We start from the raw sequence: 26986 nt of genomic DNA on the forward strand, positions 1-26986 counted from the left end.
AATAAATCGGGAGGGATCGGGAATGAACAAGGTTTCCTTTGAGGAGATCGGCGCAGTGGCGGCCACCTTTTTCGCCCAGAAGGAGGTCAAGGCAGGACAGGTGGTGAAGATGACGGGCAACGGCCAGGTGGGGCCCTGCTCGGCCGGGGACAAGTTCTGCGGCGTGGCCCTGTCCAATGAGAACGGGTGCGCCGGCGTACAGGTGAAGGGATTCTGCCCGGTGGCGGTGACGGGCTCCATCGATTTGGGGTGGAACGTGCTGGCGGCGGATGGGGCCGGCGGCGTCCAGACGGCGACCGCTGGGGCCGAAGAGTCCCCATCTGGGGTGGAGTGTCTGGTGGTCAGTACGGACACGGCGGGCAAGCGCGCCGTGATCTGCCTGTGAGACAGAGAGGAGAGAGCTGAGATGGCCTATTGCTACGACAATCTGAAGCTGGAGAAGGGGATGTATCATGAAGCGGGGCGGTCCTTCACTCAGGTGCTGGAGAGCCGGGACCCCTCGGAGCAGTACCGGGGCACCGCCCTGGAGGGGCTGGATGCCTTTCAGCGGCAGCTCAAGCGCTTTGATATCAAGGTGAAGGGGACGGGCAGCGACGTGGTGGAAAAGTTCTTCCGCACTGCCGACTCCGCCGTGCTGTTCCCGGAGTATATCGCCCGCTCGGTGCGCCAGGGTATGGAGGAGGCGGACCTGCTGCCCCAGCTCACCGCCGCGGTGACACGGTTCGACGGCATGGACTACCGCTCCATCACCTCCGAGGCGGGAGGCGAGGAGAAAGAGCTGCGCCGAGTAGACGAGGGGACAGAGATCCCCAGCACCACGGTCAAGGTGCAGGAGAATCTGGTGAAGCTGAACAAGCGGGGCCGGATGCTGGTGGCCAGCTATGAGGCGGTGCGCTGCCAGAAGCTGGACCTGTTTTCCGTCACGCTGCGGCAGATCGGCGCCCACATCAGCCGGATGCATCTGGAGGACGCTATCCAGGTGCTGATGGAGGGGGATGGGAACGGAAACGCCGCCCCGGTGGACAGCACGGCAACGGAGGACACGGTGACCTATGAGGACCTGGTGGACTTCTGGGCCAAGTTCGACCCCTATGAGATGAACACCCTTCTGGTGGGCAACGACGTGATGGTGAAGATGCTCAAGCTGGAGGAGTTCCAGAACCCGCTCACCGGGCTGAACTTCCAGGGCACCGGCAGGCTGTCCACCCCCCTGGGGGCCAGCCTGCTGCGCACCTCCGCCATGCCTGCCGGAACCATCATCGGCCTGGACCGGCGGTTCGCCCTGGAGATGGTGCAGGGCAGCGATGTGCTGGTGGAGTACGACAAGCTCATCGACCGGCAGCTGGAGCGGGCGGCCATCACCACCATCAGCGGCTTCGCCAAGCTGTTCCAGGGCGCGGGCCGGGTGCTGGAGCTGTGATGGAGGAACAGATCCTGGCCTTTGTGGAACTGATGGGGGGGCGCGGGAATGAGGAGTTGCTCCGCCCCCTGTGTCAGGCAGCGGAGCGGGAGATGGCGGGCCGGCTGAGGGAGGGGCTGTCCCCCGAGGCGTGCGGGCCCGCCTTCCCGGTGGCCGCAGCCTGGCTGGTGCTGGCCGGACTGGAGGCAGGGACGGACGGCGTGACTTCCTTTTCCGCTGGCGACCTGACGGTACATACCGGAGGAGACGGGGCGGGAGCCATGCGACGCCAGGCGGAGCGGCTGATGGCCCCCTATTTGGCGGACGGATTTGCCTTTCGGGGGGTGCTGGGGTGAGAGTGGACACCATTTCCGTCCTGCTGGACCGGTATGGGCAGTGTGTGACGCTTTACCGCGGCGGCGTGGAGCCAGGAAGAGAGGTGCGGGCCTTCCTCCAGCCCCTGCGGGAGGCGGGGAGGGAACAGGCCCGCCCCTCCCCCCTGGGGCTGCGGCGGGAGGACCGGTATCTGATGCTGGGGGAGCCGGACGTCCCGGCGGCCCCCGGGGACCGGGTGGTGTGGCGGGAGAGCGGATATGAGGTCCGCACCGCCCACCCCATCTATCTGGGGGAGCGGCTGTCCCACTGGTGGGCAGTGCTGGCCCCCTGGGGCAAGGAGGAGACATGAGCGGCGGACTGGAACAGATCCGGGAGGGGCTGACCGCCCACCTCAATGGGAAGGGTATCCGGGCAGTATCTGCCTGGAGCGGGACGGCGCGGACGTTCCCCTGCGGGCCGGTGGCCGCAGTATCCCTGCGGGGGTGCCGCTGGGGCCCGGCCGGCTTTCAAGACTATCTGGGGGAGCGATATGACCCGGAGGCGGGGCGCTGGGAGGAGCTGTATGGGCGCAGGGTGAAGCTCACCTTCGGTCTGGACCTGTACGGGGAGCGGGCGCAGGGGGACCAGGCACTCCAGGCGGCCTTCGATGCCCTGGCGGGGGCGCTCCATCGGGAAGGTCCCCCGGGGATGCGGCTGCTGGAGCTCTCCTGCGGGGAGACGGAGTATGACCAGGGAGGGCAGCTGCTGAGGCGGCCGGTGGAGGCGGTATATGAGGCGTGCCTCTATGCTGCGGCGGAGCCGGGCGGCCTTTTCCAGGACTTTGAGATCAGAGGAGGATTGGAGCCATGAGCGTGACCACACATGAGCGGCCGGGGGTGTATTCGGAGTATGATGCCTCCTCGGTGGTGCAGGGCAGACAGGGGCGAAAGATGGTGGGGATGGCTGCCATCCACGCCACGGCCCCGGCAGGGGTGCCCCAGACGGTGACCAGCTACGAGAGCGCGCTGATCGCCTTCGGCAGCACCGGGGGGCAGGATATGACAGAACTGATCCGGCTGGCACTGAAGAACGGGGCGGCCGGCGTGGTGGCGGTGCCGGTGGCGGACGAGGAGGGTTATGAGGCGGCATTTGCCGCCCTGGCGGCGATGGACGATATCGGAGTGGTCATCTGTGACAGCGTGGACCGGGAGGTGCAGCAGTCCCTGCGGGACAGCGCCGCCGCCGCCTCTGCCGCCCGCCGGGAGAGGATCGCGGTGGCCGCCGGCGGGGCGGGCGAGACGGTGACAGAGCTGCTGGAGCGGGCCAAGGCGCTGAACAGCGAGCGGGTGGTGCTGGTGGCCCCCGGGGGCACCGATGAGGAAGGGGAGGCCGTCTCCGGCCTCTCCCTGGCCGCAGCTGTGGCCGGGGCTATTGCCGGGACAACCGACCCCGCCCTCCCCCTGGGGGGCGCGGTGCTCAGCGGACTGTATGGGCTGGAGACAACCTATGGGGACAACGACCTGGACCTGCTCATCCGGGGCGGCGTGACTCCGGCAGAGCGGACGGGTGGGGTGACCTCGGTGGTGCGGGGAGTGACCACACGAACCACTACCGACGGGACGGCGGACACCACCTGGAGAGAGCTGTCCACCATCCTGGTGGTGGACGACGTGATCCCCGGCATCCGCTCCGCCCTGCGCAGCAAGTTCCACCGGGCCAAGAACACGGAGCAGAGCCGGGGGGCCATCCGCTCCCAGGTGGTGCTGGAGCTGGAGAACCGAAAGGAGCGGGAGATCATCTCCGGCTATGACAATGTGGCGGTGTCCGCCGACCCGGACAACCCCACGGTGTGCCAGGTGGAGTTCTCCTTCTCGGCGGCCCAGGGGCTGAACCAGATCTGGCTGACGGCCCACATCACCGTATGACAGGCCGCCGGCAAAGGACAGACAGTGAGGAGGGAGCAGAGTGAGTATCGCAGGATTTCCCACCAGCAGCGACATCTATCTGGAGGTGGATGGAGTCAAGGTGGCAGTGGTGCAGAGCTATTCCGCCAAGGCCAGCAAGACCAGCTCGGCGGTGGAGGCCTTTGGAGAGAGCGAGCCGGTGGCCACGGTGCCGGGCCAGACCAGCCATGTGCTGGAGCTGACCCGGTTGTACGCCACCGACGAGGCCATCCGGGACGGCATCGACTTTTACGGGCTGAGCGGTTTCTCTCTGGTGATCTGCAAGCCGGACCGAAAGATCATCTATTCCGACTGCCAGTGGAGCAGCATCAGCGAGGCGGGCACCCTGGGTGCCATGGTGGTGGAGAAGGTGACCATCGTGGCCTCCAAGCGCATTGAGACGGGGGTGTGATAGTGGTGTGGTCGATTTTGGCGGGCGCAGACCGCATGGAACTGGAGAATGGCATGGAGCTGAGGCTGCTGTCCGCCCTGGAAGTTCTGGAGGCCCGGCGGGAGGCGGCCCAGCTGGCGGAGAGCCAGGAGGAGCGGGCCCTGTGCTCCAACGCATGCCTGCTGGCCCGGGCGCTGGAGAGCGGAGAAAAGCCGGTATTTGACAGTGGACGGGCGGTGCTGGCAGGGCTGACGGTGAGTGAGATCGCCGCTCTGGCCGGGCGGTGGAGAGAGTTCGACCGGAAGGAGAACCCCTCCGCCGCAGGAACAGCGGAGGAGTTGGAAAACGTAAAAAAAAACTAGCCGGCAGCCCCGGGGATCGCCTGCGTTGGAAGGTGCTGAAGCAGTTCGGCGCTCTGCCCACCGAGAGGCGGGCCAGACAGATGAAGGAGCGGGACTACCTGTGGTGCCTGCTCAACCAACTGCTAGATGACCAGGAGGAGCTGGATCAGCTGTGCCCCACATGCCGGGCGGAGGCGGAGCAGGAGCGGTGCCCCGGCTGCGGGGCGCTGATCCAGGCTTCCGGGGTGAACCCCTCCTTTGACATGGAGCGGTTTCGACGGCTGAAGGAGGGCGAGGGCACTTGAGAGACTATCTGGAGGAGCTGCTGGCCGGGACGGAGGACGCGCTGGACCAGGCGGAGGCAGAGTGGACGGAGGGGGTCTCCCCTCCCCTGCCCCGCCGATCCAGGGAGCGGCCGGAGGCGGCGGGCGGCCCGGCGGAGCCGGAGAGAAGCGCCGGGGCCGAAGAGGCGGCCGGGGGTGGGAAAAACTGGATCGAAACAGAGCAGGAGGGGCAGTCTCGATCCGGAGAGACAGGGGCGGTTCTGGAGTCCAGGGAGCGGGCGGAACAGCCGGAAGGTCCGGCAGGGCTGAGGACGGTCCTGTCCGACCGCCCACTGGAGGGGGATGAGGCGTCCACCTTGTCCTGGCTGCTGTGGGCCGGACGGCAGGGGCGTGCCGTCCCTCGGGAGCGGAGTCTGGGGAGACCCGAGGCGGGGGCCGGGACTGTGCCGGAGATCCGGGGGGAGGAACGCGCCTCCCTCTGGGAGACAGAGGGGGTGGCGGGCACCCGACGGCTCCAGGCAGCCATGGAACTGGCCCGGCGGGCAGCGGGGTACCGCCGGGAGCCCAGAGCAGACCGGGCGGGGCCGGTCTCCCTTCGGCCAGGATCGGATGAGCCGCTTCTCCGGGAGCATGACTCCGCACGGACGGTGGACCGGATCTTTCGCCGGGATGCCCGGCGGTACGACGGGGGCTTTGCCCTGTTCTGAGAGGAGGATCTCCATTGAAGCTGGCGCCCATGCGCTACAAGGACTATGTGTGGCCCCACAACCCAAGGGTGTACTCCATCGACTATGAGCGGAAGATGGCGGTGAACAAGGTGCCCTTCGGCACCTACCATCTCCAGGACCTGGGCCGGACCCGCCGGGTGATGCGGGGAGAGGGGGAATTTGCCGGAGAGGGGGCCTATTCCCAGTTCGGCCTGCTGGCCAACACCTTTTATGACCCAGGGCCGGGGCTGCTGATCCACCCCCTCTGGCAGACGGCCAGTGCCTATTTTGTGGAGCTGCGGCTGGAGCAGGAGCCCAGACCGGACTATGTGCGTTACTCCTTCGCTTTCTGGGAGGCCAGCGGCCTGTACAGCGGAGCGGTGCAGGAGGTCACCCGGACCGGAGAGGCGGCATCCGGCGGGAGCGGCGGAGTGCTGAGCCACACGGTGGAGCAGGGGGACACACTGTGGGCAATCTCGGCCCGATACGGGGTGGGGATGACGGAGCTGCTGGCCCGAAATCCCCAGATCCGCGATCCAAACCTGATCCTGCCGGGAGAGAAGGTGACAGTCCGGTGACAGCCTATGTGACCACGGCGGCAGGCCGGACCTTTCAGCTCCCCGTTCCGCTGTCCTGGGAGCTGAACTATACTGCCGGGGTGCCCAGCGACAGCTTTTGGGTGCGCTGTCCCTGGCAGGCGGGCCAGGGCACGGACCCGGCGGAGTGGGTCCGATTCTCCGCAGCGGAGGCGGGCGAGACAGTGTTTTCCGGGGTGGTGGACGAGTGCGAGGTGAACCAGGGGGCGGAGGGCCTGCGGCTGGAGGTATCAGGCCGGGGGATGGCCGCCCTGCTGCTGGACAACGAGGCCCTGGGACAGGACTACGGGACCGCCACCCTGGAAGACATCCTGCGGGACCATGTGGCCCCCTATGGGATCGAATTGTCGGGAGAGGCCAGCCTGCCAGCGGTGAGCCCCTTCTCCGTGTCCACTGGGAGCAGCGAGTGGGCGGTGCTCTATGAGTTCGCACAATACTGCGGCGGTGTGTGTCCCCGCTTTGACCGGGCAGGGCGGCTGGTGCTGAAGGGGTGGACCGAAGTGGAAAATCTGGCCATAAGCGATGCCACACCGGTGACCAGCCTGACGGTCCGAGACCGGCGGTACGGGGTGCTCTCCCAGATCCTGGTGCGGGACAGGGTGCGCCAGACGGTGGAGCAGGTGGAGGCCACTGACTTTCTCCGGATGGGCGGCAGGTGCCGCCGGGTGATGACCATGCCGGGGCGGAGCAGCTATCAGGCCATGCGGTACAGCGGACAGTTCCAGCTGGACCGCTCCGCCGCGGAGCTGGTCCGGATGGAGGCGGTGGTGCCGGTCCTGTTCTATGGAAAGCCGGGGGACCTGGTGCGGATACAGAGGTCCGACTGGGACCGAAATGGCAGCTGGCGGGTGGTGGAGGCCTCAGTACAGGCGGACGAGGCAGGGGGACGGACCCGGCTGGAGCTGGCGGTCCCCGACGTTGTGATATGAGGTGAGCGAAATGTGGACATCAGACCGGAGAAAAACACGGCAGGCCGGTGAGAGCTGGGTGGACTGGGGAGAAGTGACCCTGGAGGGGGACCCGGCAGGGGCCTATCTGGACGGTGAGCGGCGGCAGCTGGCGGTCTATGGGCCAGGCGGCTACTGCTGGAAGCCGGCCCTGGGGGACCGGGTCCTGGTGCTGAAGGCGGGACAGGGGGGCGAGTCCCCCTGCGTCGCCGGGAAGCGGCAGGGGGAGGCGGAGACGCTGGGCGCTGGGGAGGTGTCCATCTCCAGCAGCGGGGCGGAGAGCGGGCTGCTCCTGCGCACGGACGGCCGTCTGGAGCTGAACGGTCAGGTAATGGTGAACGGCCAGTCGCTGAACGGCCTGATCCGGCAGATCGTGCTGGCAATCCTGGGAGGCGGGTGAAGGGGATGGAGCTTCAGATCCAAAACGGAGACTATGTGCCCGACGGACTGGGAGGCTTCCGCCGGCTGACCGGGGGCGAGGCCCTTTTGCAGCGGGTCCTGTTCCGCCTGGTCCCACGGCGGGGGGCTTTCCCCTTTATGCCGGAGCTGGGCAGCCGCCTCTATCTGGTGCTCCGGGAGAAACCGGCAGCCCGCCAGGCGCTGGCGGAGCAGTATGTGGCGGAGGCCCTGGCTGGAGAGAGCGGACTGCGGGTGACAGAGGTATCGCTGGCCCAGGAGGGGGACCGGGGCCTGCTGACTGTCCGGCTGGACTGGCAGGGAGAGGCACTGGCCGTCCAGACGCTGCTGTGAGAGGGGGAGCGGAATGAAGGAGCTGGAAGAGATCTATCAGGAGATGCTGGACTGCTTTGCCCAGAGGACTGGGCTGGAGGCGGCGGAGAGCTGCGATCTGGCGGTGCGCTTCTACGCGGTGGCGGCCCAGGTGTACGCCCTGTACGCCCAGGCGGACTGGGTGCTCCGGCAGTGCTTTCCCCAGACGGCGGCGGGAAGCTGCCTGGACAGCCACGCCCAGCTGCGGGGGCTGAGCCGGAAGCAGGCCACCGCCGCGGAGGGGAGCATCCGGTTTTCTGTGGCGCGGGCGGCGGATACGGACCGGCCTATCCCCGCCGGGACCGTTTGCATGACCCCGGGGATGATCCGGTTCGAGACGGCACAGGCGGCGGTTCTGGAGGCAGGGGCGTCCTGGGTGGATGTGCCCGCCCGGGCGCTGATGCCGGGCAGTGCTGGCAATGTCCCGGCAGGGGCGGTGACCGCCATGGCGGCCGCGCCGGTGGGAATCGCCGCCTGCACCAACCCCGCCCCCTTTGCCGGCGGCGGGGACGAGGAGGGGGACGAGGGCCTGCGCCAGCGGGTGCTTAGCACCTTCCGGCGGCTGCCCAACGGGGCCAACGCCGCATTTTACGAGCAGGGGGCCCTCTCCTTTGACCAAGTGGCTGCGGCGTCCGTACTGCCCCGGAGCCGGGGCAGGGGTACGGTGGACGTGGTGGCGGCCACCCTGGAGGGGATGCCGGACGAGGAGCTGCTGGGCCAGCTGACGGACTATTTCCAGCAGCGCAGGGAGATCGCGGTGGATGTGCTGGTGCGGGCCCCGGAGGCGGTGACGGTGGATGTGGCGGTCAAGATCGACGGGGGCGCGGACCAGGCGGGGGCCGCAGAGCGGGTGAAGACCGCCCTGCGGCAGTGGTTCACCGGAGAGCGGCTGGGGCAGGATGTCCTCCGGGCCCGGCTGGGAAGCCTGATCTTCGGCTGTGAAGGGGTAAAAAACTACGAGCTGACAGCGCCTCCAGAGGACCTGGCCTTAGAGCCCGACCAGCTTCCGGTGCTTGGGACCCTGACGGTGGAGGCAATGCAATGAGCTACGGGAGATATTTGCGGGAGCTGCTGGCCCCGCTGAGGCTCTATGATCTGGAGGCCCCCTTCAACGGCGGGGAGCTGAATGTCCAGGGCGGGGCGCTGGACGGGGTGGACACCTGGCTGGCGGAGCTGCGGCGGGAGAGCACGCTGGCGGAGGCGGAGAGCTGGGGGCTGGAGCGGATCATCGCCCTGCTGGCCCGGCGGCCGGTAGCGGACACGCCGACGGGGATGCGGAAAGCCCTGGCTGCGCTGATGCGGATCGGCGGGGACAGCTTCACCCTGGAGGCCATCAACGCCACCATCTCCGGGTGCGGCGTCCATGCCCATGTGGAGGAGAAGGAGATCCCGGGAGAGGTGGCGGTCTCCTTCCCTGATATTCCAGGCATCCCAAAGGGATTTAAGGAGATCCGGGAGATCATTGAGGATATCCTGCCAGCCCACCTGGGGATCGAATATGTCTTCTGGTATATTACATGGGAGGAACTGGAGAGAAAGATCTCCTGCTGGGCGGAGATCGAAGAGCGCCAGCTGACCTGGGAGCAGCTGGAGACGCTGGTGGATGAAACAGAGGAGTGGGCGGGGACCTGACAGTCCCCGCCCACTCCTCTGTCTGGGTCAGGTGCTCTGCTCCCTGAGCAGTTCCTCCAGAAATCGAGACATCTCCAGGACCAAGCTGTCGCAGTGGTCCTTGCGCAGCTCTCCCCGTTCCTTGGAAGCCCGGAGCAGGTCGGCGCAGTCCAGCGCGCCGTGACGTGTCCGGAAGTCTCGGAGCAGTGCGGTGGACTGCTTCTCATCGCAGCCCAGCAGGCCCAGCACCATCAGAGCGCCGCTCACCGCGCCGCAGGTGGAGCCGTGACGCATCCCGGACCCAAAGTGGGCCCCCAGAGCATTGGCCTGTTCCGGCGTGAGTCCCAGCCGGTCGGCAAAGGTCACCAGGACCGCCTGACAACAGTTGTAGTGGACCGCAGGGTCTGCCCGGAGTGCCCGGGCCTTTTCAACATAGTCCATTTCAAGTTTTCCTCCCACAATAAATCACGATGGCCTGCCGGTCACCGGTCCAGCACCATCTGGTCGTAGCGCAGGTACTGGAAGCCGCACTTCTCATACAGATGGGCGGCCCCCTGGTTCATCTGGGTGACCTCCAGACGGAAGCGGCGGCTGTCCGGGTACTGGGTAAAGATCCACTCCAGGACCTGCCGGCCCAGGCCGCGGCCACGGAACTCCGGCAGGAGATAGACCTCCTCAATGAAGACGCAGGTCCCGCCCACCTCCGCGGAGTAACACAGGGTGACATACAGATAGCCCGCCAGCCGGCCTTCCTCGAAGATCAGGGTGCCCCGGAGCAGGGGCTCATTCCCGGCAGCAGCCAGAAAGGACCGCTCCACGATCTCCCGGGGGACCGGGTGGTCTACCGCGTTGGACCGGTAGAAGGCATCCACCATGGGCAGGACGGTGTCCCGGTCGTCCAGTGTCATATCGCGAAAGGTCAGCATAGCGATCCTCCTTTGTTTCATTGTCTGCTATTATAATATCACAGAAAAATTTTTTCAACCGGAGGTGGGCAAAACATGGACCTCCGGCGTCTAATGGTCAAAAAGGGAGGGATGGAGCATGACGGAACAGGAATTCGCCCTCCGGGCCCAGGACCAGCGGGGTCGGCTCTACCGCACAGCCTTCCTCTACCTGGGCGGGGAGCACGCTGCGGTGGACGCGGTGGACGAGGCGGTGTACCGCGCCTTCCGGGACCGCCGGAAGCTGCGGCAGCCCGAGTTCTTCGAGACCTGGCTGACCCGGATCCTCATCAATGTGTGCAAGGACGAGCTGCGCCGCCGCCGCAGAGAGTGCCGGGTCTGCGTCCCGCCGGAACCGGAGGCGGAGCACATGGATGCCCTCTCCCTGCGGGAGGCGGTGCGGGCGCTGCCGGAAGAGCTGCGCTCCGTGATCGTCCTGCGGTACTTTACCGGCCTGACGCTGGAGGAGACAGCCGCCGCCCTGGAGATCCCCAGGGGGACGGTATCCTCCCGCCAGCGGCGGGCCCTGGAGCTTCTCAGGCTGGACCTGACAGACGGACAGGAGGTGGGGTCATGAACCGGAGAGAGGAATACTGGGTGCTGACGGAACAACTGCGCCGGGAGCCCCCGGAACTGGAGAGCGCGGTCCGGCGAGGGATGGACCGCGCCAGGCGGAGGCGCCGGCGGCCAGCGGAGCTGCTGGCCGGACTGGCTGGTGTGTGCGCCGCTTTCGTGGTGATGGTGAACGCCTCCCCGGCCTTTGCCATCTCCTGCGCCAAGGTGCCGGTCCTGCGGGAGCTGGCCGCGGCGGTGGCCTTCTCTCCCAGCCTGCGGGCGGCGGTGGAGCACGACTATGTGCAGTATATCGGCCGGACAGAGGGGGCGGACAGGATCTCCGTTACTGCGGAGTATGTCATCGCCTCCCCAGCCAGGGCACACCTGTTCTATTCTGTGGAGGGCGGCGGCCGGGTGTCCTGGGAGCTCCAGACGCCGGACGGCACCCCCCTGGAAGGATACAGCTCCGCCCAGTACAGCGGAACGGCCGGAGAGGCGGAGGAATTGCGGCACACGGAGTTCCATTTCAGCCGGGGGGAACTCCCGGAGGAGTTCCTGGCCGTGTGCACCGTGGAACCGGCCGGACCAGCAGGGGAAGCGGAAAACAGGGCCCCGGCAGTGGACGGGGCCGGAGAGCCGGCGGAGGGGGAAGCTGTGGCCCTCACGTTCCCCATCCAGCTGGACCGGGACAAGATGGCCGGTCCCAAGACGGTGGTGGTGGACACCTGGGTGGAGGCGGACGGCCAGCGGCTGAAGGTGGACCAGCTGGAGGCCTACCCCACCCACACGGAGATCCATCTCCAGGAGGACCCGGAAAATACCTGCTGGCTGGCGGGGGCCGAGTTTGCCTTTGTAGACGGGAATGGAAAAGAATACGACACAGGGGACGGGTATATCACTGCCACCGGCGGGGAGGATTCCCGCTCCATGCTCCACTATTACCGGCAGAGCCTGTATTTCCTGGAGGGACAGGAGATGACCCTCTCCATCCGGAGGCTGAAATGGCTGGACAAGGAGCAGGAGTGGGCGGACATCGACCTGGCCGCCGGAACCGCCTGCGGACTTCCGGAGGGGACTGAGCTGCTTCAGGTCTGCCGGGAAGGGGATCGCACCATCCTGCTTTTCCGGCAGGCGGAGGGAGGGCCGGACGCCCCCTTCACCTTCCTCTTTCGGGACCCGGAGGGGACGGAGCACACATTCGACGGCGTGACCACCTCTGGGACAGCGGAGGAGGTGGACGGGAGGAAGCATGTCGAGTATCTGTATCACATCCAAAACTGTGCCTGGAATCGCATCCAGATCCAGCTGGCACATACAGAGACGGCGGACCATGAAGACCTGAACATCCCCTTTGTCCTGCCGTGACAGACCGGGGCCGCGGCTTGAGCCGCGGCCCCGGTCTGCTGTTTTAGTTGAAGATGTCCGGCGTATCGGAGAACAGTGCCCGTACCCGCTCCAGCACAGGGCGGTTTTCCCCCAAGGCCAGGCGGGGGTCGGCGGAGAGCAGGTCCCGTGCCGCCTGCTGAGCCTCGCTGAGCAGGCGCATATCCCCGGAGAGATCGGCCAGCCGCAGGGTGGGCAGGCCATGCTGGCGGCGGCCGAAGAAGTCGCCGGGGCCCCGTAGCTTCAGGTCCTCCTCAGAGATCTTGAAGCCGTCTGTGGTGGAGGCGAAGACCCGCAGACGGGCCAGGGTGTCCGGGCTGCGGTTGGAGGTGAGGAGCACGCAGTAGGACTGGTGCCGGCCCCGTCCCACCCTGCCCCGGAGCTGGTGGAGCTGGCTGAGGCCGAAGCGCTCTGCGTTTTCGACGATCATAAGGGCAGCGTTGGGCACGTCCACCCCCACTTCGATGACGGTGGTAGACACCAAGACCTGGAGCTCCCCACTGGCGAAGGCGGACATGACGGCCTCCTTCTCCCGGGGCTTCATCTTACCGTAGAGCAGCCCCACCCGCAGCTGAGGAAAGATCTGCTCCTGGAGCTGCCGGGCGTAGACCTTCACCGCCTTCAGGTCCATCAGGCCGGGCGGGGCCCCGTCCCCGGTGCTCTCCTCCACCGCAGGGCAGACGATATAGGTCTGCCTGCCCTCTCCGGCCTGTTTGCGGACAAAGTTGTACATCCGCTGACGCTTGCTCTCCCCCACCACAAAGGTCTGCACCGGGACGCGGCCCGGGGGGAGCTGGTCAATGACGGACACGTCCAAGTCACCGTAGATGATCAGCGCCAGGGTGCGGGGGATGGGGGTGGCGGACATGACCAGCACGTGGGGGGAAGAGGACTGCGGTGCCGCCCCTTTGGCGGCCAGCGCCGCCCTTTGGGCCACGCCGAACCGGTGCTGCTCGTCAGTGATGACCAGCCCCAGGCGGGCGAAGTCCACCCCCTGAGACAGCAGGGCCTGGGTGCCCACCGCCAGGTCCACCTCCCCGGAGCGCAGGGCGGCCCGGGCCGCCCGCTTTTCAGCCGCGGTCATGGAGCCGGTGAACAGGGCCACCCGGACGCCGGCTGGGGAGAGCAGCTGGTCCATGGTGCGGTAATGCTGCTCAGCCAGCACTTCGGTGGGCGCCATCAGCGCGGACTGCCAGCCGCTTTGGGCGGCCAGCCAAGCCCCCCAGGCGGCCACCGTGGTCTTACCGGAGCCCACGTCCCCCTGGACCAGCCGGTTCATGGGGCGGCCAGAGGCCAGGTCCCGGGCGGTCTCCTCCATGGCCCGCCGCTGGGCCTGGGTGGGTGCGAAGGGGAGCAGGGCACAGAACGCCTCCAAGGGGCGGGGGGCAAACACCGCGGCGGAGCACTGGCTGTCCCGGCGGTCCTTCAGAAGGGTCAGGCCGGCGGAGAGGTAGAACAGCTCCTCGAAGGTCAGCCGCCGCCGCGCCTGCTCCAGGGCGTCAAAGTCCTCCGGGAAATGGATGTCCCGGCAGGCCCGCTCCGCCGGGACCAGCCGGTGCGCGGCCCGAAGGCTGGCCGGGAGGGATTCTGCCCCCTGGCCGGCGCACTGCTCTACTGCCTGGCGGATCAGGGAGACCATCAGATGATTGGAGATCCCTGCAGTCAGGGGGTACACCGGTACGATGCGTCCAGTAAAGTCCCGGTCCCCTTCCCGCTCAAAGACCGGATTGACCATAGAGCGGCGGGAGCCCTGCTCCTGGATCTCCCCATAAAACACATACTCCTCCCCAGGCTGGAAGGAATTTTTCAGATAGGACTGGTTGAAGAAGGTGAGGTAGAGGGTGCCTGAGTTGTCTACCACCCTCAGCTTCACCAGCTCCATCCCCTTGCGGATGTAGGAGAGGACAGGGCGCTCCGCCGCAAGGGCGGAGACGCAGACCTTCTCCCCCAGCGGCGCAGCCCGAATGGACCAGATCCGGCGCCGGTCCTCGTAGTCCCGGGGGTAGTAGGTGAGCAGATCGGCGGCCCGAAGGATGCCCAGCTTCTCCAGTTTCTTGGCCCGGGCGGGCCCCACGCCCGGAAAATCCGTCACCGGTGTGTCCAGCGTGATGGTCATGTGGCTCCCCCCTCCCTTTTTTCATGCGGCATGGCCCGGCCTGTCAGCCGGGCAGGATGTGCCTATTTTACCACAGCGAGGAGGAAAAAAGCAAAGGAAATGGAAGCGGCCACTTTTGCCCTGACTGCAGGGGAATCCCCCTTGAAAATCATTTTAATTCCGCTTATGATGGGTCAAAACAGCCGCAGGGCGGAACAGAAAGGGAGGATTACCATTGAATATGGAAGAAATGGAGGCTGTTGAGATCGCCTATCTGCGCAGGACAGGCCCCTACGGCCCGGAAAACCGACAGCTGATGGAGCGCCTGAAGGTATTCCTGAAGGAGCGGGGCAGGATGGGGTCCGGGACCGTCCTGCTGGGGATCGCCCTGGACGATCCCAGCAGAACTCCGCCGGACCGGTGCCGGTATGATGTGGGCATCATCATCCGAGAGGGGGAGCGGCTCCCACTGGACACCCGCAGGGTCCGGGGCGGACGGTACGCCGTCTTTGAGATCCCTCATACGGAGCGGGAGGTCTCCCGGTTCTGGGAAGATCTGGAGCGCCTGACCGCCGGGCTGCCGGTGGACCGCGCCAGCCCCGTTTTGGAGCGCTACTCTGCCGAAAAGGTGGCCCTGCACCGGTGTGAGTTCTGCATCCCTCTGAAGTGAGCATAGGCCGTACCGTCGGAGGAGGGAACGTGCCGCTCTTGCCATCAGGGGAGGGACTGGGGTATAATCAATATCATCTGTCTTTTGAAAAAAGGAGGCTCCCCCATGGCTGAGTATATTCTGAATTTGCTGCCGGTGACGGAGGAGGAAAAAGCTGCCTTTCAGGAGGCAGCCCCCCGGGCCGTCCACGTCTGCGCCGGGCGGCGCACTGTGACAGCGGAGCAGCTGGAACAGGCCACCATCCTTTTCGGGTGGCCCCGGCCCGCCGACCTGAGCCGCGCCCCCCGCCTGAAGTGGTTCCAGTCCATGTGGGCGGGGACCGACGAGTATCTGGCCCCCGGCGTCCTGCCGGAAGGGGTGGTCCTCACCTCCTCCGCCGGCTCCAACAGCCAGTCGGTGGCGGAGCACGCCCTGGCCTGCCTGCTGGCCCTGTGCCGCCGCCTCCCCCAGTGCCGGGATCAGCAGCGGGAGCGGCTCTGGACGGACCCAGGAAAGATGAAGACCCTCTCCGGTGCCACCGTCCTGGTGGCGGGGGCGGGACACATCGGCTCCTGGTTTGCCGGACTGTGCCGGGGGCTGGGTGCCCATACTGTGGGGCTGAAGCGGGATGTCTCCCGGCCGGTGGAGGGCTTTGATCGGCTGGCGGTGATGGAGGAGCTGGACGGCCTGCTGCCCCAGGCCGACGTGGTGGCCCTGATGCTGCCCCACTCCCCCCAGACGGAAGGACTGATGGACGCGCGGCGGCTGCGGCTGATGAAGGAGGACGCCATCCTGCTGAGCATGGGGCGGGGCTCCGTGCTGGATCAGGAGGCGCTGGCGGCCGTCATGGGAGAGGGACGCCTGTGGGGCGCCGCCCTGGATGTCACGGTCCCAGAGCCCCTGCCCCAGGACAGCCCCCTGTGGACGATCCCCAATTTGATCATCACCCCCCACTCCGCGGGCGGGATGCGCCTGGAGGTCACCCGGGCCAACTGCGTCCGGCAGGCGCTGGACAACCTGAATCGCTGGCAGGCTGGGAAACCCCTGGAAAATCTGGTGCGGAGATAGAAACAAACTGAGGCGCGCTGATGAATCAGCGCGCCTCCCTGTTTTTAGAAAAGTGGACCAGTCAGTCCCTTCCCATGGGCGCGGCCCGGTCAGCCCAGCAGCAGGGCCGCCGGGAGCAGGACGGCCAGAAAGAGCAGGTTGGCCCCGGTAAAGAAGAGAAGATAGGCTCCCCGCTTCTGGGGGTGCTCCCGGACGAAGAACTTATAGGAGATCAGGCTAGCCATGGAGGCGATCAGGGTCCCCAGCCCGCCCAGGTTGGTCCCCACGATAAGGGCATCCCACTCCGAGGTGAAGCCGGAGAGGAGCAAGGCGGCGGGCACGTTGCTGATGACCTGGCTGGCGCACACGGCGGTGACCAGCTCGTGGCCGGAGATGGCCTGCTCCAGCAGCGAGCGGAAGGCGGGTACGCGGCCCATGTTTCCAATAAAGACGAAAAATGCGGCGAAGGTGAGCAGCAGGGACCAGTCCACCCGGCGCAGCACCCGCCGGTCGGCAGCCAGGACACACACCACCACGGCGGCGGTGAGGAGCCACACCGGGAGCAGCTTGGCCACAGAGGAGACCGAGGCCAGGAACAGAAGCAGGTACATCCCGGTCCGACGCCGGCGCAGAGAGGGCTCCGCCCCGCCGGGGGCCAGACCGGCCAGGGGGGCGCTCCGCCCCGGCAGGAGACAGAGCAGCAGCATCAGGCCGGACAGAAGGGTGTAGGGCAGCATCAGGGCCAGAAAATCCCCCAGTCCCCGGCCGGACTGGGCGTAAAGATACAGGTTCTGGGGATTGCCGATGGGGGTGGCCATGCTCCCCAGGTTTGCAGCCACAGTCTGAAAGACCACCACCGGCACCGCCCGCTCCTCCCGTCCGGCCAGTGTCAGCACCTCCAGGGAAAAGGGGACAAAGGTGAGCAGGGCCACATCGTTGGTGATGGCCATGCTGGTGAAAAAGCACAGAAAGACCAGCACACACTCCAGCTGGCGGGCGCTCCTGACCCGGCAGAGCAGCTGCCGGCCCAGGCGGCTGAAGACCCCCAGCTCCCGCAGCCCAGCCATCACCGCCATCAGGCAGAACAGCTGGGCCATGGTCCTCCAGTCCACATAGGACAGATAGGCCCCGTCGGGCGGCACCCACAGCATGGACAGCAGAGCCAGCGCCGCGGCGGCGGACAGAACGGCTTCCCGCTTCATCAGGGAAAACAGACGGGCCGGGGATATCACAGTGCTCCTCCCTCCCCCGCCACCCCGGTCAGGTCAAAGGGGGGGGTATATTCCCGCTGGGCGCTGGTCCGCTCCTGGGTAAAGCCCTCCAGCCCCAGATTTGCCATATATTCCGCCGCCGCCCGCATCTCCCCGGCCCGGAGCCGCCGGTGGATCTCGGGAAATTCCGCCGACCGGCCCCAGGGGGTGTACTGGCTCATCAGGGAGAAGAGCACAGTCCCTGGGCCGAACTCCGCCGCCACCCAGTCCATCACTGCCTTGGCCTGACTGACCTGGCCGGGGAGGATCAGGTGGCGGATGACTACCCCGCGGGTGAGCAGGCCATCCCCGTCAAAGGCGCAGGGGCCGGTCTGGCGCACCATCTCCCGGATAGCGGCCTGGGCTGTCTGAGGATAGTCGGAGGCGCCGGAATACCGCCCTGCGGCGTCGCTGTCCAGATATTTCAGGTCGGGCAGATAGATCTGGATCTTTCCCTCCAAAGCCCGCAGGGTGTCTACCCGGTCGTATCCTCCGGAGTTCCACACCACCGGGACGGGCTGGGGGTGCTCCTCCAGCAGCCGCCCCACTACATGGGCGTAATGGGTGGGGTTGACGAAGTTGAGGTTGTGGGCCCCCTGGTCCACCAGCTCGCCGCAGATCCGGGCCAGCCGCTCAAGGGTGACCGCTTTCCCGAAGCCCCGGTGGCTGATCTCCTCGTTTTGGCAGAACACACAGCCCAGGGAGCAGCCCGAGAAAAAAATGGTCCCCGAGCCCCGGGTGCCGGAGATAGGGGGCTCCTCCCAGCGGTGGAGGGCAGCACGGGCCAGCACCGGCAGCTCCGGCATCCGGCAGCGGCCCAGCCCACGCTCCTCTGTGCGCAGCGCCCCGCAGCGTCTGGGGCAGAGATCGCAGATCATGGCGTTTCCTCCTCCGGTCAAAAATGTCCCAGCCTCTCCTCCACCGCCCCTTGAAAGGGCTGGAAGGCGTTGGGGACGGCGTATTCCCGGGCCAGGGCAGCCCGGTCCGCCCAGACCCACCCCTCCGGCAGCGCGTGGGAGCTCGCCTCCGCCGCCAGGGCGGCCATGCGCCACTCGATGTGGGTGAAGATATGCTTCCCCATCCCGGCGCTCCGGAGGGAGGCAGGAGCAATGCCCCAGCGGGCCAGGGCGTCCCCGGCGGGAGAGAGCTCGTTGGGGTACTCCCACAGCCCGGCCAGAAGCCCCCGTCCCGGCCTGCGCCGCAGGGCCACCCGGTTTTCGTGGAAGATGAGAAAGACGGTGCGCTCCTCCACCCTCCGGGCCTTCTTGGCCGCCTTCACCGGCAGCTGGCCGGTCCGGCCGGTGAGGCGGGCAGTGCAGAACGCCCGGGCTGGGCAGAGGTCGCACAGGGGCGCCCCGTTGGGCAGGCAGACGGTGGCCCCCAGCTCCATCATGGCCTGATTGAAGTCGCCGGGGGCGTCCAGGGGGATGATCTCTGCCAGGGCGGCGGTCACCCGCTTTTTGGTGGCCGGCGCGGCGATGTCCCCCTCGTCTCCCGTGACCCGGGAAGCCACCCGCAGCACGTTGCCGTCCACCGCCGGGACGGGGAGGCCGAAGGCGATGGAGGAGATGGCCCCGGCGGTGTAGTCCCCCACACCGGACAGGGCGCGGATCTCCTCATAGGTGGAGGGAAAGATGCCTCCATGCTCCTCCATGATCTGACGGGCAGCCCGCTGCAGGTTTCGGGCCCGGCTGTAATAGCCCAGTCCCTGCCACAGCTTCATCAGTGCGTCCTCCGGGACGGCGGCCAGGTCGGCCACCGTAGGCAGAGCCTCCAGAAAGCGGCGGTAGTAGTCCAGCACAGCGGCCACCCGGGTCTGCTGGAGCATGATCTCCGATACCCACACCCGGTAGGGCGTGGGGTGGCTGCGCCAGGGCAGCACCCTGGCGTTCTCCCGGTACCACAGCAGCAGGGGGATGGGCAGCTCCTTCAGCTGGTCCATAGCATCCCCTCCTCTCTCATCAGATTCCCGGGCATTATACACCATGGGAAGAAAAAAGGCAACGGAACAGGGCCCGGTTCCCTTTTTACATTTGAATCGATGGGTTTTAACTCCATCGATTGTACCAAACATTGATGCAAACAGATAAATATGATAAAGTAAACAAAACAATAGATTGGAATTTGTGGAGCAGGATTTATAATGGCGAGGCATAATGTCGTGAGAAAGATAAAAAATCGAACAACGATTATACTTGTGATGCTTCTGATTTCAATTATGGTCAGTTGGGTGATTTGGGGAAATCTGTCGGTAGAAACAACCAAATTAACAGTAACATCTAAAGACTTGCCTGAAGCGTTTGACAAATTTTCTATTGCCCATATTTCGGATTTGCATAATGCAGAATACGGAAAAAATAATGAAAAGTTAATTGATATATTAGAGGCAGAAAGCCCAAATATAATCGCTATTACTGGGGATTTGATAGATTCTAACCATACAAATCTTGAAGTTGCATTATCTTTTGCTCAGCAAGCCGTAAAAATTGCTCCTTGCTATTTTGTCACAGGCAATCACGAGGCATGGATCGGCTCACAATACGAAGAGTTAAAGACATCATTACAAAATACAGGAATTACTGTTCTTCAAGATGAAGCCATCGAATTGAACTATGGTGATGTGTGTATTCAGCTAATAGGATTAAATGACCCTGATTTTTCAGAACGAGACCGTCTTTTATCGGAAAGTATTTTGGAAGCAAAACTTTCGCAGGTAAATATTAGCGATGGATTTACTATACTTTTATCGCATAGACCCGAGTATTTTAATGTCTATCAAAATAAAAATATTGACTTAGTATTGTCGGGTCACGCCCACGGTGGACAATTTCGATTGCCATTGGGGGGAGGAGTTATTGCTCCAGGCCAAGGACTTTTCCCGAAATATGACGCAGGAGCCTATACAGAGAATGGAACAACTATGATTGTGAGCAGAGGTGTTGGAAACAGTATCATTCCGGTGAGAATCAACAATCCACCGGAAATAGTTATTATAGAGTTGAACTGTGGATGAATAAGTCTGTATCCTGATTTTAAACATTAGCATCAGGAACACGAAAGAAAGCGGGAGAATATATAAATTCTGCTTTATCAATTAGCTGCCAACTACGAATATACCTCCCACGTCATTTTGACGAAGGGAGGTTATTTATACCCAAAATCAGTCCAAAGGGTAAAAGGGAGGGGCCCGGAATCATTTTTGATCCCGGGCCCTGTGTTCAGGTCAGGCGGAGGATGCTGGCCGCCTCGATCATGGCGGCGGCGAACAGGAGCGGGAATCCCAAAGCAAGGACCAGCCTGTCCTGACGGGACAGGCGGATATCCCGCAGCCGTCCGGCGGTGGTCCGGCCCCCCAGGGTCTGGACGAAAGAGATGTCCGCCGTTCCCGAGGCGATGCAGCAGAAGGCGGACATCTCCACCATGCCGGAGGCCTCGCTGATATGGAGCATGCGTAGCAGCCGGGCCGCGAAAGGGGGCGCTTCTCCGCCCATTTGGAAGGACCAGGTGCCCACCATCAGCCCATAGAGCAGGAACAGCAGGAGGAGACAGGAGTAGCCGCAGGGGATCAGGGGACCCCCCTGCGGTCCCCTGGCGAAGAGGTTGGCCCCCACGAGGACGCAGGCAAAGATCAGGTTGAACCCGAAGATCTGGAGCCCGCCCACAAGGGGGCGGGAGGAGACCGCCCAGTTCCACAGGGGATTGGCGTTTTTCAGGAGCCCCTCTGGGAGCAGAGGCCAGCTGAGGCAGGCCGCCGCCAGCGTCAGGGCCATGCCTGCCCCGAACAAAGCTGCCGCCCGGAGCAGGGCGTTGGGCTGGGTGATCCAGCGCCGGATCACATTCACGGCTCCTTCTCTCCTTTCTGATGGGTCAGCAGGCGCGCCATATCCTCCGGAAGGGGGAGGGTAAAGGACAGCTCCTGCCCAGTGACGGGCTGCCGGAGGGACAGCTGGGCGGAGTGGAGGGCAGGGCGGGAGATCAGGGAACGGTCCTCGTACCCGTAAAGGAAATCTCCTGTCAAGGGGCAGCCCAGAGAGGCCATGTGGACCCGGATCTGGTGGGTGCGCCCGGTGTCCAGCTCCAGACGGACCAGGGAACGCCCCCCGGAGCGGGACAGGGTCTCATACCGTGTGCGGGCGTCCTTGCCGTCGGGGCGGACCATCTGCTCCACCAGGGAGCCCTCCCGGGGCCCCAGCGGGGCGTCTACCACACCGGAGGGGGGCTGAGGCCCGCCGTCGCACACCGCCAGATAGACACGGCGGAAGGTGGGGGTGTGGAGCTGCCCCTTCAGCACCTCCTGGGCGTGGGGGTGCTTGGCCACTGCCATCAGCCCGGAGGTCCCCCGGTCCAGCCGGTGGACGGGGTGGAAATCTCCTTCAATTCCCTCCGAATTGTAATAATTCAGCAAAAAATTACCTATCGTATCATTAAAATGTCCGGGGCCGGGGTGGACCGGAACCCCCGGGGCCTTGTTCAGGATCAGCAGGTCCCCGTCCTCGTACACGATATCCAGGGGACCCGGGGCGGGCAGGATGCCGCTGCGCCGCTCCGGGTCGGACAGGCGGACGGACAGAGTCTGTCCCTCCCGGGGGCGGAAGGCGGTATTCACCCGGGCCCCGTCCACCAGGATGCCGTCGGGGAGCCACTTGATCCGGCGGATCACCGTGCCGGACAGGTGCAGCCTCCGCCGCAGCAGGGTGTCCACCTTGACGCCCCCGTCCTCCGGCCCCAGGACCAGCTCCAGGCGGCGGGTCTTCCTCTGTATCTGTTCCATCCCGCCACCCTCACATCCGCTTGGACAGCCGGGCGCGGAAGACGGCCAGAGCGGAAAAGTAGAAAAACAGCACGATGGACAGGGTCAGGGACACATCCGACCAGCCGAGCCATCCGGCCGCCAGGAGACCGAGGAACAGGGCGGTCTGGGTAGCCCGGGCAGCCTTCCACACGGCCCGGAGCTCGATCTCCTGGCTGCGCTCGTCGTCGCGGGCCACCCGGGCGGAGCGCAGCTCCTCCGGCCGGGCGAGGGTGTGCCAGCTCCCCGCCATCATGCTGAAGCCGACCAGAAACAGGCAGAAGATCACCTGGCCATACACATCCGCCGCCCTCCCGGTGAGTTGGGCCTGAAGGGGAATGCCCAGGAGCAGGAGTAGCAGGGCGGCGGCCAGGAGCAGGAGGCCCAGACGGCCCGACCGGCTCACATCACGGCGGTAGGACTGGTCGGCCTCCGTCTGGGGGCCGGCTCTGCGGGCCTGCCAGGTCCGTTCCATAGCCTCCGGCTCTGTGAGCAGAGTCTGATACCGGCCCCAGGCCCTGCCCCCCAGCACGGCGGTCCCGCCGGAGAGGACAAACAGGCAGACCCAGACGGCCTCCATCAGGGGCGGCCCGTCAACACCCCGGCGGAGGAGCAGCACCGCCCCGGCGATGCCCAGGACCAGGGCCAGGATGCTGAGGACATAGCGGCGGAGCAGGAAGGACCGGAAGGCGGTGCGCTCCTCCTCCGTCATGGGTGGAATTGGGTTTGGATGGGACACAGGGCTTCCTCCTTTCCGGGATAAAGTTCTCACCGCCGCCGGGCCAGGGCGGCCCGGGCGCCGAGGAAGAACAGGATGTAGGCCAGCATGGAGCCCAGCAGCACCTTCACCAGCATCGGGTCCACTGCCACCAGGACAAAGGCGGCCAGGGCCTGGAGAAAAAATGTCGCCACCCCCGCCAGCTGGGCCGCCTGGGCGGTGAGACGCTGGCTGCGCTCGTCGGTCTCCTGAATCCTGGCCTTTTTCCACCGCTCCGGGTGGCGGAGCATCCACTCGTTGCGCAGCAGGTTGGCCAGTGCGGCGCCGGTGATGCCGCTGGCGCCCCCCAGATAAAAGCCTCGGGCGTGGCCGCTGATGCCGCTGCCGGGCACCAGGAAGAAATAGCACACCAGGCCCGTCGCGCCCACCGCCAGGAGGGCGAGGAATGCCCAGCGGCGCTGGATCAGATTTTTTCCATAGTCAGGGCCCCGTCCGGTCGTTTTTATGAGCATGATTTTTCCTCCTTACAGCTTTTTGGCCCAGCGGCCCATATTGACCATATAAAAGACGCAGTGGAGGACCGTTACGGCGGAGGAGAGAAGGATCCAAAGCGTCTCCCCCCGCACCAGAGAGATCACAAAGGGGACCCACAGCAGGTACAGGGTCCAGTACCAGCTGGACTGAGCGGCCTTCTCCCGGATGGCGATGTTGCGCTCGTCGGTCTCGCTGCGCTGGAGCTCCTTCCGCTCCTGGGGGGACATGTGCCGCTCCACGGCGCCCATGATCACGCTGGAGCCCCCCAGGCCCAGCAGGGCTCCGCCCATGCCGCACATCAGGCCGGTGATCCCGCCGGGCAGATCCAGCAGGGCGGCCGACGCCATCAGGGCCAGCCCGCCCAGCGCGGCGGCGGCGAGCAGGATCGGTTTCAGCTTCTTCATGTCTCTTCCTCCTCGAACAGAAATATCTCCTCAATGGAGCTCCCGAAATATTTGGCGATCTTGTGGGCCAGCAGCAGCGAGGCGTTGTAGCGCCCGTTTTCCAGGGAGATGATGGTCTGCCGGGTGACCTCCACAGCGTCGGCCAGCTCCTCCTGGGTGATGCGCCGCTCCTTTCGGAGCTGAGCGATGCGGTTTTTCACGGCGGTCCTCCTCACGCAAAAATGTTTAGCTTGCTTTACATCCAGAGTATAGCACGCTTTACATTTTGTGTCAAGCAGGCTTTACTATTTTGTCCTTCTTTTTTCTGGGGACCAGATCTTGGAGCACTTCTGGGGCGGAGGAGGCAAGAGCTTGCCCCGCCCGCCTCCATCCGCAGGATGCTCCCAAAAGGGTCCCGCCCCGCAGGGCGGGACCGCCCTTTCATGCCAGCCTCGGCGGCGGAGCATATTTGATGAAAAAGTGCCCTCCCTTCCGCCGCCTGCCCTGTCCGGGTCCACAAAATTTCTGCCTGCCCCTTGCAACTGGGCTCAGCTCCGCTATAATACCTTTGAGATCATAAGGAGGGCGGCCCCATGAGACAGAGACAGACCGGACAGGCGGACAAGCTGGGCATTTACATCCATATCCCCTTCTGCCGGAGCAAGTGCGACTACTGCGACTTCTACTCCCTGGCGGGGCGGGAGGACCGGATGGACGCCTATCAGAAGGCGCTGCTGGCCCACATCCGGGAGACTGCGCCCCTGGCCCAGGGCATCCCGGTAGACACCATCTATTTCGGCGGGGGCACCCCCAGCTGGTACGGGGCCCGGCGCATCCAGGAGCTTCTCTCCGCCCTGAGCAAGCTTTTTCAGGTGGAGAAGGACGCAGAGATCACGGTGGAGGCAAACCCTGACAGCGTGGACCTGCGTGCCCTGCGCCGCCTGCGGAAGGCGGGGGTCAACCGCCTGTCCCTGGGGATGCAGTCCGGCTGCCCCCAGGAGCTGGAGTCCGTCCACCGCCCCCACACCGTCCGACAGGTGGACGAGGCGGTGGCGGCCGCCCGGAAGGCCAAGCTGAACAACGTCTCTCTGGATCTGATCTACGGCCTGCCCGGCCAGACCATGGACAGCTGGAAGGCTACGGTGGAGCACGCCCTGTCCCTGATCCCCCAGCACCTGTCCTGCTACGGACTGAAGGTGGAGGAGGGCACCCCTCTGGCCCGCCGGGCGGCGGAGGGGGAGATCCTGCCCGACGACGACCAGCAGGCAGACCTGTACCTCTGGACCGTGGGCCGGCTGGAGCGGGCCGGCTACCCCCAGTATGAGATCTCCAACTTCGCCAAGCCGGGCTATGAGTCCCGGCACAATCTGCGCTACTGGCTCACCCGGCCCTATATCGGCTTCGGCCCCGGTGCCCACTCCGACTTCGGCGGGCGGCGGTACTCCTTTGTCCGGGACCTGGACCGGTACATCGACGGCGTGCTCAAGGGCGGGGAGATCATCGACAGCGAGGAGCTCATCCCCCAGCGGGAGCGGGGGGGCGAGTACCTGATGCTCCGGCTGCGTACCGCCCAGGGAATCGAGGAGTGGGAGTACCGCAGCGCCTATTTCATGGACTTTGCCCCCCTGGAGACCCGGCTCCGCCAGTTCCAGGCCCAGGGCTGGGCGGAGCAGGCCGGCGGCCGGTGGCGGCTGACGCCCAAGGGCTTTCTGGTGTCCAATCAGCTCATCGGCGACCTGCTGGAGCGGCAGGAGGAGTCCAGCCTGGACCAGCTGCTCCCCCGGGCCAGGGCCCGCTTTTCCGGCAGCCAGGATGGTCCCTTTGTGGATTCTGTTTAAGAATCGGGAAAATGTTTCCGGCCTTTGGACCGATTTTACACACTTTTCACGCAAATGTAATTTTATTTGCCTTTTGGATATAATAGTGTTACAATATAGTTGTATCAGACCGCCCACAGGCGGGACCTGTTTGGACTACTTATGGCATTTTGCCGTATAGACATAAGGACCTCATTACGTTTGAAGAGGGTGCAGCTTTGACCAAATATTTGATTGAGGGCGGACATCCGCTCCATGGAACCATTGAGATCAGCGGAGCCAAGAACGCCGCTGTCGCCATCATCCCCGCCGCCCTGCTGGTGGACGGGGTCTGCCGCATTGAAAATGTTCCCCAGATCAGCGATGTGACCCTGATCCTCCAGATCCTCCGGGAGCTGGGGGCGGACGTGCGCACCATCAACCGCACCACGGTGGAGATCGACTGTTCCCACATTCGGAACCGTCAGGTCCCCTATGAGCTGGCCCGGAAGATCCGAGCCAGCTATTATCTGGTGGGGGCCCTGCTGGGCCGCTTCGGCTGGGCAGAGGTGCCCCTGCCCGGCGGGTGCAATCTGGGCGGACGGCCCATCGACCAGCACATCAAGGGCTTTGTGGCCATGGGGGCCGAGGTGGACGTGCGCAACGGCCTGATCTATGCCCAGGTCCCCGGCCGGGGCTGCCTGGCCGGCGGGCAGGTCTATCTGGACATCGTCTCCGTGGGCGCCACCATGAACATCATGCTGGCCGCCGCCCTGGCGGAGGGCATGACCGTTATCGAGAACGCCGCCAAGGAGCCCCATATCGTGGACCTGGCCAACTTCCTCAACTCCATGGGGGCCGACATCATGGGCGCCGGCACCGATGTCATCAAGGTGCGGGGCGTCCAGCGCCTGCGGGGCGGCTCCTACTCCATCATCCCCGACCAGATCGAGGCGGGCACCTATATGGCCGCGGTGGCTGCCGCCGGGGGCGAGCTGCTGGTGAAGAACGTCATCCCCAAGCATCTGGACTGCATCAGCGCCAAGCTGGTGGAGATGGGGGTGGATGTGGAGGAGCAGGACGACGCGGTGCTGGTCCGCCGCTCCGGCCCCATCACCCGCACCAATGTGAAGACCATGCCCTATCCCGGCTTTCCCACTGACATGCAGCCCCAGATCGCCGCGGTCCTGTGCCTGGCCCAGGGGACCAGCGTGCTCACCGAGGGCGTGTGGGACAACCGCTACCGCTATGTGGACGAGTTCCGCCGCATGGGGGCCAAGATCCAGGTGGACGGCAAGGTGGCCGTCATCGAGGGGGTCCCCGCCCTGACCGGCGCGCCGGTCCACGCCTGTGACCTGCGGGCCGGGGCAGCCATGGTGATCGCCGGTCTGGCTGCCCAGGGCACCACGGAGATCGACGGGGTGTACCACATCGAGCGGGGCTACGAGACCCTGGTGGAGAAGCTGTCCGGCGTGGGGGCCAAGATCCAGGTGCTCTTCCTGCCCGACGACGAGGCCCAGACCCAGGCGGGCTGACCTTTG

The 26986-nt window shown here is 65.3% G+C and carries 35 protein-coding genes; 23 read left to right on the forward strand and 12 right to left on the reverse strand.

Going from position 1 to position 26986, the window contains the following annotated elements; all coding sequences use genetic code 11:
- Positions 1-22: 22 nt before the first annotated feature.
- The 16 genes from L9O85_RS01710 to L9O85_RS01785 are packed head-to-tail and all read left to right on the forward strand — an operon-like array spanning position 23 to position 9323.
- Positions 23-385 carry a hypothetical protein gene (locus L9O85_RS01710; RefSeq protein ID WP_108979990.1) on the forward strand — a complete coding sequence of 121 codons (363 nt, stop codon included), beginning with the start codon at positions 23-25 and terminating at the stop codon, positions 383-385.
- Between the two features lie 21 nt (positions 386-406).
- A complete protein-coding gene (locus tag L9O85_RS01715) occupies positions 407-1420 on the forward strand; it encodes a phage major capsid protein (protein ID WP_301579333.1) in 1014 nt (337 codons plus the stop codon).
- Positions 1420-1755, forward strand: coding sequence for a hypothetical protein (locus L9O85_RS01720; RefSeq protein ID WP_077138680.1), 336 nt, complete (start codon positions 1420-1422; stop codon positions 1753-1755). Before L9O85_RS01715 ends, L9O85_RS01720 begins: the two co-directional genes overlap by 1 nt.
- Positions 1752-2084, forward strand: a complete 333-nt coding sequence (locus L9O85_RS01725) for a hypothetical protein (protein WP_050622859.1) — start codon at positions 1752-1754, stop codon at positions 2082-2084. The genes L9O85_RS01720 and L9O85_RS01725 overlap by 4 nt, the downstream gene beginning before the upstream one ends.
- Complete coding sequence (locus L9O85_RS01730; RefSeq protein WP_256182872.1) at positions 2081-2584, forward strand: hypothetical protein; 504 nt, start codon at positions 2081-2083, stop codon at positions 2582-2584. The genes L9O85_RS01725 and L9O85_RS01730 overlap by 4 nt, the downstream gene beginning before the upstream one ends.
- Complete coding sequence (locus tag L9O85_RS01735) at positions 2581-3639, forward strand: phage tail sheath C-terminal domain-containing protein (RefSeq protein WP_301579334.1); 1059 nt, start codon at positions 2581-2583, stop codon at positions 3637-3639. The genes L9O85_RS01730 and L9O85_RS01735 overlap by 4 nt, the downstream gene beginning before the upstream one ends.
- A 40-nt stretch (positions 3640-3679) precedes the next feature.
- Positions 3680-4069, forward strand: a complete 390-nt coding sequence (locus tag L9O85_RS01740) for a hypothetical protein (RefSeq protein WP_050622856.1) — start codon at positions 3680-3682, stop codon at positions 4067-4069.
- 35 nt (positions 4070-4104) lie between these two features.
- Complete coding sequence (locus L9O85_RS01745; RefSeq protein ID WP_301579335.1) at positions 4105-4410, forward strand: hypothetical protein; 306 nt, start codon at positions 4105-4107, stop codon at positions 4408-4410.
- A 32-nt stretch (positions 4411-4442) separates the two neighbouring features.
- A complete protein-coding gene (locus L9O85_RS01750; RefSeq protein ID WP_242850266.1) occupies positions 4443-4694 on the forward strand; it encodes a molybdopterin oxidoreductase in 252 nt (83 codons plus the stop codon).
- Positions 4691-5380, forward strand: coding sequence for a hypothetical protein (locus L9O85_RS01755; protein ID WP_301579337.1), 690 nt, complete (start codon positions 4691-4693; stop codon positions 5378-5380). Before L9O85_RS01750 ends, L9O85_RS01755 begins: the two co-directional genes overlap by 4 nt.
- Before the next feature lie 14 nt (positions 5381-5394).
- A complete protein-coding gene (locus tag L9O85_RS01760) occupies positions 5395-5958 on the forward strand; it encodes a LysM peptidoglycan-binding domain-containing protein (RefSeq protein WP_276853405.1) in 564 nt (187 codons plus the stop codon).
- Positions 5955-6905, forward strand: a complete 951-nt coding sequence (locus tag L9O85_RS01765; RefSeq protein ID WP_301579338.1) for a hypothetical protein — start codon at positions 5955-5957, stop codon at positions 6903-6905. Before L9O85_RS01760 ends, L9O85_RS01765 begins: the two co-directional genes overlap by 4 nt.
- A gap of 10 nt (positions 6906-6915) precedes the next feature.
- Positions 6916-7323, forward strand: coding sequence for a hypothetical protein (locus tag L9O85_RS01770; protein WP_050622852.1), 408 nt, complete (start codon positions 6916-6918; stop codon positions 7321-7323).
- Between the two features lie 5 nt (positions 7324-7328).
- Entirely contained in the window at positions 7329-7673 is a 345-nt protein-coding gene (locus L9O85_RS01775; RefSeq protein ID WP_050622851.1) for a hypothetical protein, read from the forward strand.
- A 13-nt stretch (positions 7674-7686) separates the two neighbouring features.
- On the forward strand, positions 7687-8736 hold the full coding sequence (locus tag L9O85_RS01780) for a baseplate J/gp47 family protein (RefSeq protein WP_301579340.1): 1050 nt from the start codon (positions 7687-7689) through the stop codon (positions 8734-8736).
- The gene (locus L9O85_RS01785; protein ID WP_050622849.1) at positions 8733-9323 is read left to right on the forward strand and encodes a hypothetical protein; all 591 of its coding nucleotides are present in this window, start codon (positions 8733-8735) and stop codon (positions 9321-9323) included. The genes L9O85_RS01780 and L9O85_RS01785 overlap by 4 nt, the downstream gene beginning before the upstream one ends.
- Positions 9324-9350: 27 nt before the next feature.
- On the opposite strand, the gene L9O85_RS01790 is transcribed toward L9O85_RS01785, so the two are convergent.
- Complete coding sequence (locus tag L9O85_RS01790) at positions 9351-9743, reverse strand: C-GCAxxG-C-C family protein (RefSeq protein ID WP_108979980.1); 393 nt, start codon at positions 9741-9743, stop codon at positions 9351-9353.
- 41 nt (positions 9744-9784) lie between these two features.
- Positions 9785-10228, reverse strand: a complete 444-nt coding sequence (locus L9O85_RS01795; protein ID WP_050622847.1) for a GNAT family N-acetyltransferase — start codon at positions 10226-10228, stop codon at positions 9785-9787.
- A gap of 118 nt (positions 10229-10346) precedes the next feature.
- Here L9O85_RS01795 and L9O85_RS01800 point away from each other — a divergent pair, with 118 nt between their 5' ends.
- Together L9O85_RS01800 and L9O85_RS01805 are read left to right on the forward strand one after the other, a co-directional pair.
- Complete coding sequence (locus L9O85_RS01800) at positions 10347-10823, forward strand: sigma-70 family RNA polymerase sigma factor (RefSeq protein ID WP_108979978.1); 477 nt, start codon at positions 10347-10349, stop codon at positions 10821-10823.
- Entirely contained in the window at positions 10820-12166 is a 1347-nt protein-coding gene (locus L9O85_RS01805) for a DUF4179 domain-containing protein (RefSeq protein WP_301579343.1), read from the forward strand. Before L9O85_RS01800 ends, L9O85_RS01805 begins: the two co-directional genes overlap by 4 nt.
- Positions 12167-12209: 43 nt before the next feature.
- On the opposite strand, the gene recG is transcribed toward L9O85_RS01805, so the two are convergent.
- Entirely contained in the window at positions 12210-14300 is a 2091-nt protein-coding gene (recG, locus tag L9O85_RS01810; RefSeq protein ID WP_301579344.1) for an ATP-dependent DNA helicase RecG, read from the reverse strand.
- Between the two features lie 220 nt (positions 14301-14520).
- Between recG and L9O85_RS01815 the strand changes: the two genes are divergently transcribed.
- Both L9O85_RS01815 and L9O85_RS01820 read left to right on the forward strand, forming a co-directional pair.
- Positions 14521-14949, forward strand: a complete 429-nt coding sequence (locus L9O85_RS01815) for an AraC family transcriptional regulator (RefSeq protein ID WP_256183420.1) — start codon at positions 14521-14523, stop codon at positions 14947-14949.
- Between the two features lie 105 nt (positions 14950-15054).
- The gene (locus L9O85_RS01820; RefSeq protein ID WP_050622842.1) at positions 15055-15996 is read left to right on the forward strand and encodes a D-2-hydroxyacid dehydrogenase; all 942 of its coding nucleotides are present in this window, start codon (positions 15055-15057) and stop codon (positions 15994-15996) included.
- 89 nt (positions 15997-16085) lie between these two features.
- On the opposite strand, the gene L9O85_RS01825 is transcribed toward L9O85_RS01820, so the two are convergent.
- Genes L9O85_RS01825 through mutY form a run of 3 tightly spaced genes read right to left on the reverse strand, consistent with a single transcriptional unit; the run spans position 16086 to position 19167 of the window.
- On the reverse strand, positions 16086-17207 hold the full coding sequence (locus L9O85_RS01825; protein ID WP_346015875.1) for an SLC13 family permease: 1122 nt from the start codon (positions 17205-17207) through the stop codon (positions 16086-16088).
- A complete protein-coding gene (locus tag L9O85_RS01830) occupies positions 17204-18103 on the reverse strand; it encodes a 4Fe-4S cluster-binding domain-containing protein (RefSeq protein WP_256183417.1) in 900 nt (299 codons plus the stop codon). Before L9O85_RS01830 ends, L9O85_RS01825 begins: the two co-directional genes overlap by 4 nt.
- Before the next feature lie 17 nt (positions 18104-18120).
- Positions 18121-19167 (reverse strand): A/G-specific adenine glycosylase, encoded by a 1047-nt coding sequence (gene mutY, locus L9O85_RS01835; RefSeq protein WP_301579347.1) that lies wholly within the window; start codon positions 19165-19167, stop codon positions 18121-18123.
- Positions 19168-19386: 219 nt separating this feature from the next.
- On the opposite strand from mutY, the gene L9O85_RS01840 reads away from it, so the two are divergent.
- Positions 19387-20238, forward strand: a complete 852-nt coding sequence (locus L9O85_RS01840) for a metallophosphoesterase (RefSeq protein WP_301579349.1) — start codon at positions 19387-19389, stop codon at positions 20236-20238.
- Between the two features lie 205 nt (positions 20239-20443).
- On the opposite strand, the gene L9O85_RS01845 is transcribed toward L9O85_RS01840, so the two are convergent.
- From L9O85_RS01845 to L9O85_RS01870, 6 genes are read right to left on the reverse strand one after another with little or no spacing between them, the layout of a single operon-like run.
- The gene (locus L9O85_RS01845) at positions 20444-21067 is read right to left on the reverse strand and encodes a hypothetical protein (RefSeq protein ID WP_301579351.1); all 624 of its coding nucleotides are present in this window, start codon (positions 21065-21067) and stop codon (positions 20444-20446) included.
- Positions 21064-21996, reverse strand: coding sequence for an RluA family pseudouridine synthase (locus L9O85_RS01850; RefSeq protein ID WP_301579353.1), 933 nt, complete (start codon positions 21994-21996; stop codon positions 21064-21066). Before L9O85_RS01850 ends, L9O85_RS01845 begins: the two co-directional genes overlap by 4 nt.
- Before the next feature lie 10 nt (positions 21997-22006).
- Positions 22007-22753, reverse strand: coding sequence for a hypothetical protein (locus L9O85_RS01855; RefSeq protein ID WP_301579355.1), 747 nt, complete (start codon positions 22751-22753; stop codon positions 22007-22009).
- A gap of 29 nt (positions 22754-22782) precedes the next feature.
- Positions 22783-23244, reverse strand: coding sequence for a hypothetical protein (locus L9O85_RS01860; protein ID WP_050622836.1), 462 nt, complete (start codon positions 23242-23244; stop codon positions 22783-22785).
- Between the two features lie 12 nt (positions 23245-23256).
- A complete protein-coding gene (locus L9O85_RS01865; RefSeq protein ID WP_301579356.1) occupies positions 23257-23670 on the reverse strand; it encodes a hypothetical protein in 414 nt (137 codons plus the stop codon).
- Positions 23667-23870: a helix-turn-helix transcriptional regulator gene (locus L9O85_RS01870; protein ID WP_050622834.1), complete on the reverse strand. Its 204-nt coding sequence runs from the start codon at positions 23868-23870 to the stop codon at positions 23667-23669. Before L9O85_RS01870 ends, L9O85_RS01865 begins: the two co-directional genes overlap by 4 nt.
- Before the next feature lie 372 nt (positions 23871-24242).
- Between L9O85_RS01870 and hemW the strand changes: the two genes are divergently transcribed.
- A complete protein-coding gene (hemW, locus tag L9O85_RS01875; RefSeq protein ID WP_301579358.1) occupies positions 24243-25487 on the forward strand; it encodes a radical SAM family heme chaperone HemW in 1245 nt (414 codons plus the stop codon).
- Positions 25488-25684: 197 nt separating this feature from the next.
- Entirely contained in the window at positions 25685-26980 is a 1296-nt protein-coding gene (locus L9O85_RS01880) for a UDP-N-acetylglucosamine 1-carboxyvinyltransferase (protein WP_050622832.1), read from the forward strand.
- Positions 26981-26986: the final 6 nt, after the last annotated feature.

This window comes from Lawsonibacter asaccharolyticus (assembly GCF_022453915.1).
Lineage (GTDB): Bacteria > Bacillota > Clostridia > Oscillospirales > Oscillospiraceae > Lawsonibacter > Lawsonibacter asaccharolyticus.